Here is a 14,359-nt window from a genome sequence, read left to right as displayed (position 1 = left end):
CGGTCGGCCCCGGACGTGCGGGCCGATCTGACCACAAGGAGCCTGCGATGCCTCTAGCCGAGGATCAACAGCCGCTCATTCAGACCTTGAAGCGGGTCGCCTACTACCTCAAGCAGATCGGCGCCCCGTTCGCGCTCGCGGGCAGCTTCGCGGTGTACGCACGCGGTGGCGGTGTGTGCGACCACGACGTCGACTTTCTGATCAAGGAGGAAGACGCGGACCGGATCCTGACCGGCCTGGTCGAGGTCGGCTTCCGCGCCGAGATACCTCCGGAGGGATGGCTGGTCAAGGTCTACGACGACGACCGCCTCGTCGACCTGATCTACTCCCCGGTGCAGCGCCCGGTCACGGACGATACCCTCGCCGACACCGACGTCCTGTCGGTCAACGCCTGCCACATGCCTGTGCTCTCCGCGACCGAACTCATGATCCACAAGCTGCTGTCCATGGGGCCGCACTACTGCGACCTGGCGAAGGCGCTACCGGTGGCCCAGTCCATGCGCGAGCAGATCGACTGGGCGCGGGTCGACCGCGAGACGGCGCACTCCCCCTACGCGCAGGCGTTCATGGTGCTGGTGGACCGGCTCAACATCGTTTCTCTGGCGGAGGTCAGTTCGGCAACGGAGCGCCGGGCACAGCTCAAGGAGGTTTCCGGATGAAACCCGACCCGTACCAGGAAGGCGAGCTGCAGCGCGTCCTCACCGAGGACGAGCGCGTCTCGGAGCAGGGCATCCGGGTCAGTCACCTGGAGGAACGCACCTTCGTGCTGACCGGTGAGGTGACGAGCCCGAAACGCAAGGAGGTCATCGAACAGGTGGTGGCCGAGCGGTTCCCGGGCCTGACCGTGAAGTCCGACATCGGCGTCACCCGGGTACACGAGCCGGAAGAGGTGGAGGAAGTGTGAGTACGGACCACAACCACAACCGACCGCCCAACTGCGTACGGGTGGCCGCGGTCGGCGACGTACACATCGACGAGAACGTGCTGGGTCGGTTCCGTCCGGCGCTGGAACGCATCGGCGAGAAGGCCGACGTGCTGCTGCTGGCCGGCGATCTGACCCGGCACGGCACCGGCGACGAGGCGCGCTGCGTGGTGACCGAGTTCGGCAACCTGCCCGTACCGGTGGTGACGGTCCTCGGCAACCACGACTACCACTCCGACGCCGCCGACGAGATCACCAAGATCCTGGAGGACGGCGGCATCACCGTCCTCGAGTGCACCGGCGTCGTCCTCGACTGCTTCGGGGTGCGGCTGGGCATCGCGGGTGCGAAGGGCTTCGGCGGCGGCTTCGCCGGTCGGTGCGCGAGCGAGTTCGGCGAGCCCGAGATGAAGGCGTTCATCCGGCACACCCGGCTGGTCTCCGAGAAGCTGGGCACGGCGCTGCAGGACCTGGACTGCGACGTCCGGGTGGCGCTGACCCACTATGCGCCGACCGCCGACACGCTGCTGGGCGAGCCGCTGGAGATCTATCCCTTTCTCGGGTCGTACCTGCTCGGCGAGGCCATCGACGGGCCGTGCCCGGCGCTCGCGGTGCACGGCCACGCGCACGCCGGCACCGAACGCGGCGTCACGGCCGGCGGGGTGCACGTGCGCAACGTCGCCCACCCGGTGATCAAACAGGCGTACAGCGTGTACCAGCTCGTGGTGCCCGCCCCGGCGGGAGCGTAGCGGGCAGCCGGGCTCCCACGGGGATGGCAGCCGCCCCCGACGGCGGTTCAGGACAGCAGGCCGCTGCGCAGCTCCCGGAGCGCGTGCGCCAGCAGCCGCGATACGTGCATCTGGGAGATGCCCAGTTCGGCCGCGATCTGACACTGGGTCATGTTGCCGAAGAAGCGCAGCGCGATGATCCGCTGCTCGCGTCGGGGCAGCCGGGCGATCAGCGGGCGGAGGGACTCCCGGTCCTCGACCCGCTCCAGGCGGCGGTCGACCTCGCCCATCAGGTCGGCCAGCTCCGTGGCGTTCGGCTCCTGGCCCTGGAGCGGCGTCTGCAGCGACAGGGTCCGGTAGGCGTGCGCGGAGTCCAGCCCCTCGACGACGTCCTCCTCGCGGATGCCCAGGTGGACGGCGAGGTCGGCGACCGTCGGCGAGTGGCCGAGCCGCTGGGCCAGCTCACCCGTGGTGCGGGTGATCTCCATCCGGAGCTCCTGCACCCGCCGCGGTACCCGGATGTCCCATCCCTTGTCCCGGAAGTGGCGCTTGAGCTCACCGAGGATCATCGGGACGGCGTAGCTGCCGAACCCCGTACCCCGACCCGGGTCGTACCCGTCGACCGACTTGACCAGCGCGAGGTTGGCCACCTGGACCAGGTCGTCGAGCGGCTCGCCACGGTTGCGGAACCGCCGCGCCAGGTACTCGGCCAGCGGCAGGTGCAGCTCGATGAGCCGGTCGCGCACGCGCTGCCGGTCGGGACTGTCGGCGGGCAGGTCGGCCAGCCGTGTCAGCAGGGCGCGCACCACCACCTCGGCCTCGGCACCGGATCGGCCGCCGTCCGGGCGGACCGCCGTGGGCACGCCGGTGACCTCGCCGGGCGCGGCATCGCGGCGGTCGGCCCCGGACGTGACCTTCCGACGGTCGGCGTCAGGAACGGCGTCACGAGGATCGATGTCGAGCCCGGCGTCGCGGCGGTCGGTGTCGCGGCTGGTCGTAGCGGTCATGGTCGTCCCTTGTCCGGCGAGTCGGAGCAACAGCGGCGACACGCCACCCGACCCGGCCCGGTCGACCGGACACCGGGCCCAGCTCCCGCCGTCGCCCGACGGTCGACGATCGGTCGGCGTGCCATCGGCGACTCCTCCAGTGAGGAGTCCTCCGTTCGGAGGATGCCAGCGCTGCCGACGTTACCGCGCCACCACGGAGCGTGGGAAGGTCAGCGTTCCCCCGGAAGGGGGACGGCCGACCTTCCCCGCCCGCCGACGGCCACCGGCCACCCGACTCAGCCGGGGTCGCCGCCGAGCAGCGCCAGGAGCGCCTGCTCGGCGGTGTGCCGGACGGCGAACCCGCCGTCGGGGTCGGGTACCTCGGCGCACGCCGACGCGATGGTCTCGCCGTCGTGGTACAGGTCGACCACCCGCGGGTTGACGTACGACGCCTTCGCCACCGCCGGGGTGTTGCCCAGGTACTCCGACACCTCCCGGTACGCCCGGGTCACCGCCTTCCGGCGCGCGGTCGCCGACGTCGCCGCGCGGGCCTCGGGCTGGGCCAGGCAGATCGCCGCGATGACGGTCGCGTGCCAGGTCCGGAAGTCCTTGGCGCTGATCTCGCAGTCGCTTGCCTCCTTGAGGTAGTCGTTGATGTCGGCGCTGCGCACGTCGCGCCACGGGCCGCGGGCGCCGGCCCGGTAGCCCAGCAGCTCCGGGTTGGGGTCCGGCCGTTTGAGCAGCGTCCGGACCACCGGCGCCACCTCGGCGTCGACGAGGCGCTGGCAGCGCTCGACGCCGCCCTTGGCCGGGTACCGGAACTCCATCGCCGCCCCGCGCACGCTGACGTGGTCGCGTTGCAGCGTCGCCAGCCCGTACGTGGGCTCGCCGGAGCCGCCGTCGGCGGTGGCGTACGCCTCCCCGCCGATGCGGAACACCCCCTGGTCGAGCAGGCGGACGGCGGCCGCCAGCACCCGCTCCCGGCCCAGCCCCCGGCCGGCCAGGTCGTCGGCGACCCGCTTGCGCAGCCGGGGCAGGTGCGCGCCGACGATCAGGACGTGCTCGAACTTCTCGGCGTCGCGCTTGGCCCGCCACACGTCGTGGTAGCGGTACTGCCGCCGGCCGGCCTGGTCGACACCGGTGGCCTGGATGTGCCCGCGCGGGTCCGGACAGATCCACACGTCGGTCCAGGCCGGCGGGATCACCAGCGCCCGGATCCGGCCGAGCTCGTCCGGGTCGCCGATGAGCTGGCCCGCGGTGTCGTAGTAAGCGAAACCCTTACCGCGCCGGCGGCGGGTGTATCCGGGCCGGCTCGGGTCGGCCCGTCGCAGCCGCATGACCGCTACCTCCCGGGTGGCCGGCCGGCCCCGACCGTGTCGGGCGCGCCGGCCGTACCGGATGCGCCGGCGGCGTCGGGCGCGTCCGCGTCGAGCTGGGCCACGGCCGCCGCGTACACCTCGTCGACCCCGATGTCGGGCAGGCCCTGCGGGCCGCGCCACAGTACGGTGTGCCGGCCGCTGACCGCCGGTGGCCCCCACAGCGCCGGCGACACCGGGCCGAACAGCACCACCGAGCGGGTGCCGTACCCGCTGGCCAGGTGGGCCACCCCGGTGTCGCCGCAGATGAGCAGCCGGGCGTGCGCGATCAGCGCGGCGAGCGAGCCGAGGTCGGTGCGGCCGGCCAGGACCGCGTCCGGCGGCAGGCCGGCGGCCTCGGCCAGCTCGCGGGCATCCGCGGCCTCCCCCGGCGAGCCGGTCACCAGGACACGGTACCCGTCGGCGGCCAGCCGGCGCGCCACGTCGGCGAAGCGCGGCACCGGCCAGCGCCGCTCCGGGCCGCTCGCGCCGGGGTGGACGACGACCGCGCCGGACCAGCCGTCGACCGGCGGCGGCGCCGCGAGGGCCAGGTCGTACGGGTCGGCCGGGATGCCGTTTTCGTGCAGCAACCGGCACCAGCGGTCGCGCTCGTGCTCGTCGTCGGACCACTGCGGGCCGTCCGGCCAGCCGGCCTCGGGCTGGGCGTACGCGATCAGCCGCACCGGGTCGGTGGCCAGCAGCGCCCGGTGGCTCTGCGGCCCCTTGCCGTGCAGGTTGACCGCGATGTCCGGCCGGGGCCCCGGCCAGTCGAGGCGGTCGATGGGTCCCCGGACGTACGCGCGGGTGTCGAAGATCCGGTCCACCGCGCCGGTCGCCTCGACCAGCGGGGTCAGGGCGGCCGGCGCGGCGAGGACCAGCTCGTGGGTGGGGAAGGCGCGGCGCAGCGCCCGCAGGCTCGGTACCACCGTGGCAAGATCACCAATGCCCAGCGCCCGCAGCGCCAGCAGGACCGGCCTCACGGGTACGACGACTCCACCTCGGAGCAGACGATCATCTCCCGGACCGCGCAGCCGGGGGGCTGGGACAGCGCGAACATGATCGTGGCCGCGGTGTGCGCCGGGTCGTTGAGGGGTGCGTCCGGGGCGGGCTTGTACTTGTCGTCGCGGTCGTCGAAGAACGCGGTCTTCATGCCGCCGGGGATCAGCAGCGTCACGCCCACCTGGCCGGCCAGCTCGGCGGCGAGCGCCCGGGTGAAACCGACCACGCCGAACTTCGCCGCGCAGTACGCGGTGGCGTCGCCGACGGCCTTGATCCCCAGCGTCGAGGCGACCGTGACCAGCATGCCGTGGCTGTCGCGCAGGTACGGCACCGCCGCCCGGGCGACGGCCGCCGTGCCGAGCAGGTTCACCGCGACGATCCGCTCCCAGTCCTCGCCGGAGATGCCGGTGAGCGGCGCGGGGACGTCCATGCCGGCGGCGGTGACCACGCCGCGCAGCGCGCCGTGCTCGGCGACCGCCTGGTCGGCCAGCTCACGGGTGGCCCGCTCGGCGGCGCGGGTGTCGCCGAGGTCGACGGCCACGTAGGGGACGTCGGCCGCGGGGGGTTTGAGGTCGAGCACGTACGGTGTGCCGCCCGCGTCGCGTACCGCCGAGACGACCGCGGCGCCCAGGCCGCTCGCGCCACCGGTCACGATTACCGCGCCTGGCATCAGTTCTCCTCCACAGTCAGATGATCACTGCCGACGAGGGGTCGTCGGCACGCTCGTGCAGCTCGGGGCAGAGGGCCAGCGCCCCGCCGGCGGCCACGTAGGCGGTCGCGGCGGTGACCGCGGTCGTCACGGCCTCCAGCGTCGACGAGCCCTCCGCGAGCGACGCCACCGCCGCGCTGGCGAACCGGTCGCCCGCGCCGCAGCTGTCGCCGCGGGCGCTGAACGGCGTGGGTACCAGCAGCGGCGGGTTGACGCCGTCGGAGAGCACCGCACCGCGGTCGTCGAGCGTGACGACGACCGCGGTGGCCGCCCAGTACCGGCGCAGCCGCACCGCCATCCCGGCCGCCTGCGCCAGGTCGGCGGTGGCCGGGTCGGTGCGGCCGGCGCCGTGGCCGTTGCCGTTCGCGACCACCCGCCCGTTGCCGTTCGCGACTACCCGTCCGTTGCCGTTGCCGGCCGCGCGCCCGTTGCCGTTTCCGTTGCCGGCGGCGTACTCGTTGCCGTGGCCGTTGCCGGCGGCGTGGCCGTTGCCGTTCGCGCGTACCTGCGCGCCGTCCCGGACGTGCGCGTGCAGCGGCGCCAGCACCGGCCACTCACCGCTGTTCGTGCCGCTCGGGTTGGCCGACACGAAGCCGATCGCCTCGGCCCGGTTGGGCGTCGCCAGGCGGGTGGCGGGTACCGGCTGGCCGCCACGGGGGTGCGGGTCCCACACCAGGGGCATGCACTGGGCCCGTTCGGTCAGGGCGGCGCGCAGCTGCGGATGCGCACAGACGCCACGGCCGTAGTCGCTGACGAGGATCGCTCCGGCCGCGCGGATCGCCTCGATCGCCTCGGCCGGAGCCGCGGCGATCTCGCCGGGCTCGCTGCCGCGGTCCAGCCGCATCAGCAGGTGGCCGCCGGCACGCAGCCGGATCTTCTCCGGCGTCGGCCCGAGCAGCGGCACCTCGACCAGGCGTACCCCGGCGCGGGCGAGCAGTTCCCTGATCCGGTCGCCGGCCGGGTCGGCACTGACCGCCGCGACGAGGACCACCTCGCGGGGTGGGCGGCCGGGGCCGGTCCGGCCGGGCGGTCCGCTCGCCGCCGCCGAGGCGGCGAACACCGCGGCGAGTCCGGCGCCGCCGGGCCGGTCGAGCACCTCCGTCTCGTCGAACACCGGCACCGGCGCCTCCGGACACAGCCGGTCGACCCGGCCCAGCACCTCCCGGTCCAGGAGGACGTCACCGACGACCACCAGCGGAGCCCGGCTCACCGCCGTACTCCCCGGCCGGCCCGGTGGCCGGTGCGCATCTCGGTGGCCGGCAGCGCCGCCTCGACCTGTTCACACACCAGGTGTACCGCGACGAGGTGCAGTTCCTGCGCGGTCTGCGCGTCACACTGGATGGCCAGCGCGTCGTCGCAGCACATCGCGAGCGGGTTCGGCAGCGCACCGGTCATCGCCCAGGAGGTGACGCCCCGCTCGCGCGCGGTCTCCGCGGCGGCGATCAGGTTCCTGCTGCGCCCGCTGCCCGAGATCAGGATGAGCACGTCGCCGGGGCGGCCGTGTGCCTCCACCTGCCGGGCGAAGACCCGCTCGTACCCGTAGTCGTTGCCGATCGCGGTGAGGCTGGAGGTCTCGGCGGTCAGGGCGATCGCCGAGTACGCCGGCCGGTCGTCGTGCAGCTTGCCGACCAGTTCGGCGGTGAGGTGCTGCGCCTCCGCGGCGCTGCCGCCGTTGCCGGCCACCAGCAGCCGCCCACCGTCGACCAGGACCCGGGCCAGGTGCTCGCCCCAGCGGGCCAGCCGCGGCGCCTCCGCCCGGAACTGATCCACCGCCTCGGCCAGCCGGTCGAGCTTGGCGTCGACGGCCGACCGCCGCCACACCGTGTCGAGTTGCCGGTCGACGACCGGGTCCAGCGCCGCTGCCGCCGGTCCGCCGGCCGGGTCCTCGGCGTCGTCGGCGCTTCCGCTGCGCGCCTCGTTACCGGAGAGCAGGGTCATGAGGAGACCTCCGTGAGCGCTCCACCGGCGACGATCGGATCGCCGGTGACCGACGCGTACACCCGCTCCATGTCGGCGGCCGTACGTTCCCAGGTGTAGCGCGAACGCACCCGGTCGACGGCGGCGCTGGCGTAGCTCATCCGGCGCACCTCGTCGCCGAGCACCGAGCGCAGTGCGGCGGCCAGCCGCCGGATGTCCCGCGGGGGTACCAGGGTGCCGGTCACCCCGTCGATGACGCTCTCGACCAGGCCGCCGACGGCGTACGCGACGACCGGGACGCCGCACGCCATCGCCTCCAGCGGGGTCAGGCCGAACGGCTCGTACCAGGGCGCGCAGGCGACCACGTCGGCCGAGCGGTACCAGGCCGGCATGTCCTCGCGCGGTACGCACCCGACGATCCGGACCCGGTCGGCCACGCCGCGCTTCTCGGCCAGCCGGCGCAGCGCGACGGCGACCGGGTCGCGGTCGAGCTCGTCGGCCGGCGGCCCGCCCAGCAGCACCAGTTCGGCCTCGGGCACCAGGTACAGCGCCTGGACGAGGTCGGCGAACCCCTTGCGTTCGACCATCCGGCCGACGCTGAGGATGCGGGGCCGTCCGCCCGCCGAGCGCTCCGCCCGCGGACCCGACGGCGCGAACCGTTCGGTGTTGACGCCGCTCGGAATGACCTGGATGGACCCGCGCGGGATGCCCATCCTGCCCAGCTCCTCGACCTCCTCCGCGCACTGCGCGATCACGCGGTCGGCCAGGTGCCCCAGTTCGCGCTCCAGCCCCAGCCGGGTGTCCGGGCTGGTGTCCTTGGAACCCTGGTAGCGGCGTTTGATCGAGCCGAGCGCGTGGTAGGTGACGACCACCGGGATCCGGCTCGACGACGTCGCGGTGAGCGCGGCCAGGCCGCTCATCCAGAAGTGGGCGTGCACGACGTCGGGAGTGAACTCCGACGACGCCCAGCGGGCGGCCATCCAGCGGCCGAACTCCCCCATGTACGGCAGCAGGCCGTCCTTGGGCACGAGCTCCGGCGGACCGGCCGGTACGTGCTCGACCAGCACCCCGTCGGCGAACGGGACCACGTCCGGCAGGTCGGGGTTGTCACGGCGGGTGTACACCCGCACCTCGTGGCCACGATGGGCGAGGGCGGTCGCCAACTCGGCCACGTGGGTGTTCTGCCCACCCGAGTCGACACCTCCGATCATCGCCAGCGGACTGGCGTGCTCGGAAACCATCGCAATCCGCAGTCGCGTCACGAAGCTACCTCCTTCAGAAGCGCGTCCCAGTCAGCAAGGAATCGGGCCAGCCCGTACCGCTGCCGTGCGGCTTGCCGGGCGACCTCGCCACAGCGGCGAGCGGCCTCGGCGTCGGACGCCAACCACCGGGCGCCCTCCACCAGTTCGTCCACGGAGGTGGACAACACGCCCGCACCAGGCGGGACGGCCATGACCGACTCGGTGGTGGCCAGGACGACAACCGGCATCGCCGCGCTCATCGCCTCCAGCAGCGACAGCCCGAGCGAGGTCCAGCGGTGCGGGTGCAGGTACACCCGGCGCTGGGCGACGGCGGCGTGCATCTGCGCCTGCGGCGGGTCCTCGAAGACCGCCATCCGCTCGCCGGACAGGCCCAGGTGCTCCGGCAGGCCGGTCACCTTCATGCCGTACACGTCGACCGGCACGACCTCGGCGAACCTCGGCAGCAGGTCGGTGCCGGTGAGCCGCCACCGCCGGATCGGCTCGTTGATGGCCGTCGCGACCCGCCGCAGCTCGCCGGTGTAGATCGGCCCCGGGTCGGGGATACCGTGCTCGATGACCTCGGCGCGGGTCGCGCCGCTGTCCCAGATCAGTCGGTTGTAGTGGGTGACGTGTACGAGCGTCACGTCGTCGCGGTCGGCCATGGGATGCCGGCTGTTCGGCACGTCCCCCTGTTTGGGCGTGTTGTGTTCGACGAACACGGCCGGCACGTCGACGCCCAACCGGCGGCCCAGCCAGCGCTCGGCCAGCTCCCACTCCTCCGGCCGTTGCAGCAGCACCACGTCGACGTCCGCGCCCGCCAGCTCCTCGGGCGACACCTCGACGACGTTGTCCGGCCACGGGTAGGTCCGCGCCCGGCCGAGCCCGTACGGACCCCGGTCCGGGGTGGTGGGCACCAGGTAGTCGTGTCCACCCTGGACAAATGCCGTCGCCCAGGCGCCATGGACGTGCCAGAACAGGATCCTCAAGCTTCACCACCGTTTCGCGCCTGGTCGGCCGATAGGGCCGCCACCGCGGCCACCAGGTCGTCGGTGGCCACCGTGGACAGACAGGGATGACCGGGTACGGGACAGACCGCGGCCCGGGTGTCGCGGCAGGGTGCGTCGGGGTCACCGAGCCGCCGGACCGGCACCCCGTACGGCCGCCACTTCTCGAAGGGCACGGTCGGCGCGAACAGGCTCACCACCGGGGTGCCGACGGCCGCGGCGAGATGGGCCGGGCCGGTGTTGGCCACGACCGCGCAGCGGGCGCCCTCCAGCACCGCCGCGAGCTCGGCCATGCTGGTACGCCCGCCGAGGTCGAGGGCGGTGTCGCCGGCCACGTACCGGGTCAGCTCGCGCTCGCTGCCCGCGCCGGTGACGACGACCCGCTGGCCGGCCTCGGCCAGTGCGCACACGAACTCGCGGCACCGCTGCGGCGGGCAGGCCCGTGCCGGCACGCTCGCGCCGGGGTGTACGACGACGTAATCGTCCGGCAGCCCGGTGACCGCCGGCAGCGGGTGGCGCAGGCGCAGCCGGCCGTCGTCGCCGGCCGGTAGGCCGAACCCGGCCGCGGCGGCCAGCGACAGTGCCCGCTCGACCTCGGAGATGTCCTCGGGGACGCCGCGGTGGCGCACGTCCAGCAGCGATCCCGGGTAGTCCTCGGAGATGGCCGAGACGTGCGGCACGCCGGCCAGCCGCAGCAGCAGCGCCAGGGGCAGCGGGGACTGGTGGAAGGAGGTGAAGATGACGGCGCGGTCGAACTGCCGCGTCTCGATGTCCTTGACCAGGGCGTCGACCTCGGCGCCGTCGACCGGCCGCGGCTGCGGGTCGATCCACGGCACCCGCCACTCGATGAGGTCGTCCACCCCGGGTAGCAAGCGGGCCGCGTCATGTCCGCGCGGCCCGCACATGAGAGTGGTATGTGATGCTCCGGCCGCCACGGCCCGGATGGCCGGTCCGGTCAGGAGCACGTCGCCCGCGGAGTCGCAGCGGGCGACGAGCACCCTGGGTCTGGATGGCGACTCGGCCAGGATCCAGTCGGCGGCCGCGGCGAGATCGGCCACCACGACCGGAGCGGCGGCGACCTCCTCGGGAAGGGTTACCGGCGTCGGTACCAGCACCGCGGCGGCGCCCGCGGCGAGCCCGGCGGTCACGTCGGCGCCGATGTCGCCGACCATGACGCAGCGCTCCACCGGTACGCCGAGGGCCTGCGCGGCGGCGCGCACCATGCCGGCGGCGGGCTTGCGGCAGCCGCAGCCGTCGTCGGGACCGTGCGGGCAGTATTGCCAGGTGTCGAACGGCCCGAGCAGCTCCTCGACGCGCGCGTTGACCCGCCGGACCTGCTCGTGGGTGAGCCACCCGCGGGCGATGCCGGACTGGTTGCTGACCACGCCCAGGCGGAGACCGGCGGCCCGTAGCCGGTCAAGCGCCTCCCGGGCGCCGGGCACCGGCCGGACCAGGTCGGGGTCGCCGTTGTAGGGCACGTCCTCCACGAGGGTGCCGTCCCGGTCGAGGAGTGCCGCCGCGAAGCCCTGGCTCTGCAACAACCCGCCCCCGCCCCCCCGCCTCGTTGCACACTTGTGTCGGGCACGACCCTCTGGGTCGCGCCGACGCCAACTGCCTGTGCCAGAGCACTACCCGTCGACTTGGCCGGTAAACATCAATTTGCGTTACCGGCCGGGCCGGGGTAGCTCCCACCTCGGTCCGCCATAGCGCGATTACGGTGCGTATTGTTGGGGGCCGACGACCAGGCCAGCCGGGGTCAGGCGCGCTCACCGGAAAGCCCGGTACCGGCCGGATCGACGGCGGGACAACGCCGGTACCGGGCCGCACCCCGGACGCGGCCGGGTGGCGCCGGCACCGATGAGGGACGATGGGTCGGACGCCGCCCGCCCGCCGAGGGCCCGGGCGGCCTCCGCATAGCATGTTGATCAGCCAGCAGGTGGGGAGCGGAACCAGATGCGTGAGCGGCCGGCCGACAGTGGCCAGCGGCGGGTACCGGGCGGTTCGGCCACGAAGCGCCGGACGGCCGGGGCCACTCCGCCCGCGGCCCGGGTGGCGGACGACCCCGCGACGAAGGGGACCTACCCGCCCGCGGAGAGCACCACACCCGAACCGGCCGAGGCGCTCGCCACGCTGGTGGAGAAGCTGCGCACGGAGCTGGCCGGCGTGCGCGCGGGGATGCGCAACCGGGCCGTGATCGAGCAGGCCAAGGGCGTCCTCGTCGAACGCCTCCGGATCACCCCCGACGCGGCCTTCGACCAGCTGGTCACGCTGTCCCAGCGGGCCAACGTCAAGCTGGTCGAGATCGCCGCGGCGATCGTGGGTACCACCGCGCCCGACCCGCCGACCACGCCCGTGACCGACCTGGTCCGCGAGCACCTGCGGGCGGCGGGCGGTACCCGTCCGGCGGCCCGCCGGCCCGGCGGCGGGGTGGGCCCGGCCCGCCGGCCCGGCGACCACGAGGCGCTCCAGTCCCAGCACCAGCTCGTCAGCGCGCGCATCGACGCCGCCGCGACCTTCGACGAGGTCGCCGAGGCGGTCGGGGCCGCCACGGCCGGCTGGCCCGCACCCGCGACGGTCGTCCTGACGCTCCTCGAACCGACCGGGGCGCACCGCTTCGTCGGCGCGTACGGGATGTCCGCCGGCGAGCGCGGTGCCTGGACCCGGGTGCCACCCCGGTCCGACGTCCCGATCACCCTCGCCGCCCGGGACCGCGCGCCACTGCTGGTCACCGACCCCGAGCTGCTCGCCGAGCGGTTCCCGGTCGTGGCGGAGACCGACTGCCGGGCCGTCTTCGCCGCTCCGCTGCTGCACGGCGACCGGGTGGTCGGCGCGCTCGGCCTGTCCTGGCACGAGCCGCTCGAACTCTCCCCCGACGCCCGCCGGTACCTGACCGCACTGGCGATGCCGGCCGCCCGGAAGGTCGCCGAGCTGGCCGCCCGGTCGCCCGCCGGGTCGGAGGCCGACGGTACCGACGCCGACGCGGCGGCGTGGCTGCCGATCGTGCTGGAGACCGTGCCCGACCCGACGGTGCTGCTCGCCCCGGTGTGGGACGACGGCCGGGTCGTCGACTTCCGGGTCGAGTACGCCAACGCCCCGGCCGCCGAGCTGATCTCGCCGGCCCGCGCCGGTGAGGGCGCCACCCTGCTCGCGATCTATCCCCGGATCGGCAGCGAGCTGCTGCTGCCCCGCCTCGCCACGCTGCTGCACACCGGCCGGCCGCAGCGGCTCGGCCCGGTCCGGCTGGCCCCGGCGACGGGCGGGTCGGCGGTCGGCCGGATGCTGAGCGCCCGCGCCGGCCGGGTCGCCGACCGGGTCGTCATGACCTGGCGGGTACACGACGAGTCCGAGCTGATCCACCCGCAGCTGCTCGACGCCGAGCGGATCGCCCGGATCGGCTCGTTCCGCTGGGATCTCGACAGCCCGGAGCCGCGCTGCTCGCCCCAGCTGTACCGGATGTACTTCGGCGACGAGCGGCCGCATCCGATCCGCGCCGGCGATCTGGCCGGCTGCGTACACGCCGACGACCTGGCGGCGGTCCAGGAGGCGGTCAGCCGCACCCTGGTCGGGGGCGAGCAGCTGAGCTGGGAGTTCCGCGGCGCCGGCCGGCTGGCCGGGCGGCGGCTGCGCATCGTCGCCGAGCCGGTGGTCGACGCGGAGGGCGTCGTCGGCACCGTCCTGGGCACCGTGCAGGACGTGACCGACGAACGCACCCTCGAATCCCGGCTGCGGCTGGCCGAGGAGGCGGTGACCGCGCAGCGCCGCCGGGTGGACGCGGAGTTGCACGCGGCGCAGGCGCTGCAACGGGCGCTACTGCCCGACCAGCCGGAGCTGGGTGCCACGGAGGGCCTGTGGGTCAGTGGCCGGGGCCGCTCCTCCGACCACACCGGACACGTCGACGGCGACTGGTACGACGCCTGTGCGCTGCCCGACGGCGTCAGCCTCCTGGTGGTCGGTGACGTGGCCGGCAGCGGACTGGCGGCGATGACCGCGGCGGCGCGGCTGCGGTACGCGGTGCGCTCCTACGCCGCGCTGGACATGTCCCCGGGCGAGATCCTGGCGTCGGTCAACACCCTGCTGTGCGCGCTGGACCCGGAGCGCACGGCCACCCTGGTCGTCGGCCGGTACGAGTCCCGCGCACACCGGCTGAGCTGGGCCGCGGCCGGCCAGGCGGCGCCGGTACGCTACCGCGGTGACGGCGGGGCCGAGCTGTTGACGGGGCCGCTGGGCCTGCCGGTGGGCGTGGTGGCGCAGGCGACGTACGAGGACGCGACGGTCGAGCTGGCGCCGGGCGACCGGCTGCTGCTCTACACCGACAGCCTGGTCGGCGGCCGCGGCACCGACCTGGTCAGCGCCCTCGACGTCCTGCTCGGCGCGGGCGCCCACGCGGGCCGTGACGACGTGGAGGCCGTGGTGTCGCACGTGCTCGACGCGCTGCGGGTCGGCCCGGGTATCGACATGGGCGCGATGCTGGTACGGGTCAACGGCTGAACTCCGGCGCTCG

General features: G+C 74.2%; 13 protein-coding genes. 4 read left to right on the top strand and 9 right to left on the bottom strand.

The window, feature by feature from the left end; all coding sequences use genetic code 11:
- Window positions 1-47: 47 nt before the first annotated feature.
- Genes ACNTMW_RS28125 through ACNTMW_RS28115 form a run of 3 tightly spaced genes read left to right on the top strand, consistent with a single transcriptional unit; the run spans window position 48 to window position 1,668 of the window.
- Window positions 48-659: a nucleotidyltransferase family protein gene (locus ACNTMW_RS28125; protein WP_426636895.1), complete on the top strand. Its 612-nt coding sequence runs from the start codon at window positions 48-50 to the stop codon at window positions 657-659.
- Window positions 656-904: a hypothetical protein gene (locus ACNTMW_RS28120; protein ID WP_426636894.1), complete on the top strand. Its 249-nt coding sequence runs from the start codon at window positions 656-658 to the stop codon at window positions 902-904. The genes ACNTMW_RS28125 and ACNTMW_RS28120 overlap by 4 nt, the downstream gene beginning before the upstream one ends.
- Window positions 901-1,668 (top strand): metallophosphoesterase family protein, encoded by a 768-nt coding sequence (locus ACNTMW_RS28115; protein ID WP_426636893.1) that lies wholly within the window; start codon window positions 901-903, stop codon window positions 1,666-1,668. The genes ACNTMW_RS28120 and ACNTMW_RS28115 overlap by 4 nt, the downstream gene beginning before the upstream one ends.
- 47 nt (window positions 1,669-1,715) lie before the next feature.
- Here ACNTMW_RS28115 and ACNTMW_RS28110 read toward each other — a convergent pair whose 3' ends face one another.
- The 9 genes from ACNTMW_RS28110 to ACNTMW_RS28070 form a co-directional block, all read right to left on the bottom strand.
- Window positions 1,716-2,654, bottom strand: coding sequence for a SigB/SigF/SigG family RNA polymerase sigma factor (locus ACNTMW_RS28110; protein ID WP_426636892.1), 939 nt, complete (start codon window positions 2,652-2,654; stop codon window positions 1,716-1,718).
- Window positions 2,655-2,929: 275 nt separating this feature from the next.
- Window positions 2,930-3,970 carry a DNA topoisomerase IB gene (locus ACNTMW_RS28105; RefSeq protein WP_426636891.1) on the bottom strand — a complete coding sequence of 347 codons (1,041 nt, stop codon included), beginning with the start codon at window positions 3,968-3,970 and terminating at the stop codon, window positions 2,930-2,932.
- 5 nt (window positions 3,971-3,975) lie between these two features.
- A complete protein-coding gene (locus ACNTMW_RS28100) occupies window positions 3,976-4,968 on the bottom strand; it encodes a glycosyltransferase family 9 protein (protein WP_426636890.1) in 993 nt (330 codons plus the stop codon).
- Complete coding sequence (locus tag ACNTMW_RS28095) at window positions 4,965-5,657, bottom strand: SDR family oxidoreductase (protein WP_426636889.1); 693 nt, start codon at window positions 5,655-5,657, stop codon at window positions 4,965-4,967. The genes ACNTMW_RS28100 and ACNTMW_RS28095 overlap by 4 nt, the downstream gene beginning before the upstream one ends.
- A gap of 16 nt (window positions 5,658-5,673) precedes the next feature.
- Window positions 5,674-6,906 (bottom strand): PfkB family carbohydrate kinase, encoded by a 1,233-nt coding sequence (locus ACNTMW_RS28090; RefSeq protein ID WP_426636888.1) that lies wholly within the window; start codon window positions 6,904-6,906, stop codon window positions 5,674-5,676.
- Window positions 6,903-7,634, bottom strand: a complete 732-nt coding sequence (locus tag ACNTMW_RS28085; RefSeq protein ID WP_426636887.1) for a D-sedoheptulose-7-phosphate isomerase — start codon at window positions 7,632-7,634, stop codon at window positions 6,903-6,905. The genes ACNTMW_RS28090 and ACNTMW_RS28085 overlap by 4 nt, the downstream gene beginning before the upstream one ends.
- Window positions 7,631-8,866, bottom strand: a complete 1,236-nt coding sequence (locus ACNTMW_RS28080) for a glycosyltransferase (RefSeq protein ID WP_426636942.1) — start codon at window positions 8,864-8,866, stop codon at window positions 7,631-7,633. The genes ACNTMW_RS28085 and ACNTMW_RS28080 overlap by 4 nt, the downstream gene beginning before the upstream one ends.
- Window positions 8,867-8,871: 5 nt before the next feature.
- The gene (locus tag ACNTMW_RS28075; protein ID WP_426636886.1) at window positions 8,872-9,840 is read right to left on the bottom strand and encodes a glycosyltransferase; all 969 of its coding nucleotides are present in this window, start codon (window positions 9,838-9,840) and stop codon (window positions 8,872-8,874) included.
- Complete coding sequence (locus ACNTMW_RS28070; RefSeq protein WP_426636884.1) at window positions 9,837-11,396, bottom strand: HAD-IIIA family hydrolase; 1,560 nt, start codon at window positions 11,394-11,396, stop codon at window positions 9,837-9,839. The genes ACNTMW_RS28075 and ACNTMW_RS28070 overlap by 4 nt, the downstream gene beginning before the upstream one ends.
- A 415-nt stretch (window positions 11,397-11,811) precedes the next feature.
- Here ACNTMW_RS28070 and ACNTMW_RS28065 point away from each other — a divergent pair, with 415 nt between their 5' ends.
- Entirely contained in the window at window positions 11,812-14,346 is a 2,535-nt protein-coding gene (locus tag ACNTMW_RS28065; protein WP_426636883.1) for a SpoIIE family protein phosphatase, read from the top strand.
- Window positions 14,347-14,359: the final 13 nt, after the last annotated feature.

Source organism: Planosporangium spinosum (assembly GCF_049999945.1).
GTDB lineage: Bacteria > Actinomycetota > Actinomycetes > Mycobacteriales > Micromonosporaceae > Planosporangium > Planosporangium spinosum.
The sequence above is the reverse complement of the archived record's forward strand: the minus strand, read 5'-3'. Positions and strand labels throughout refer to the sequence as shown.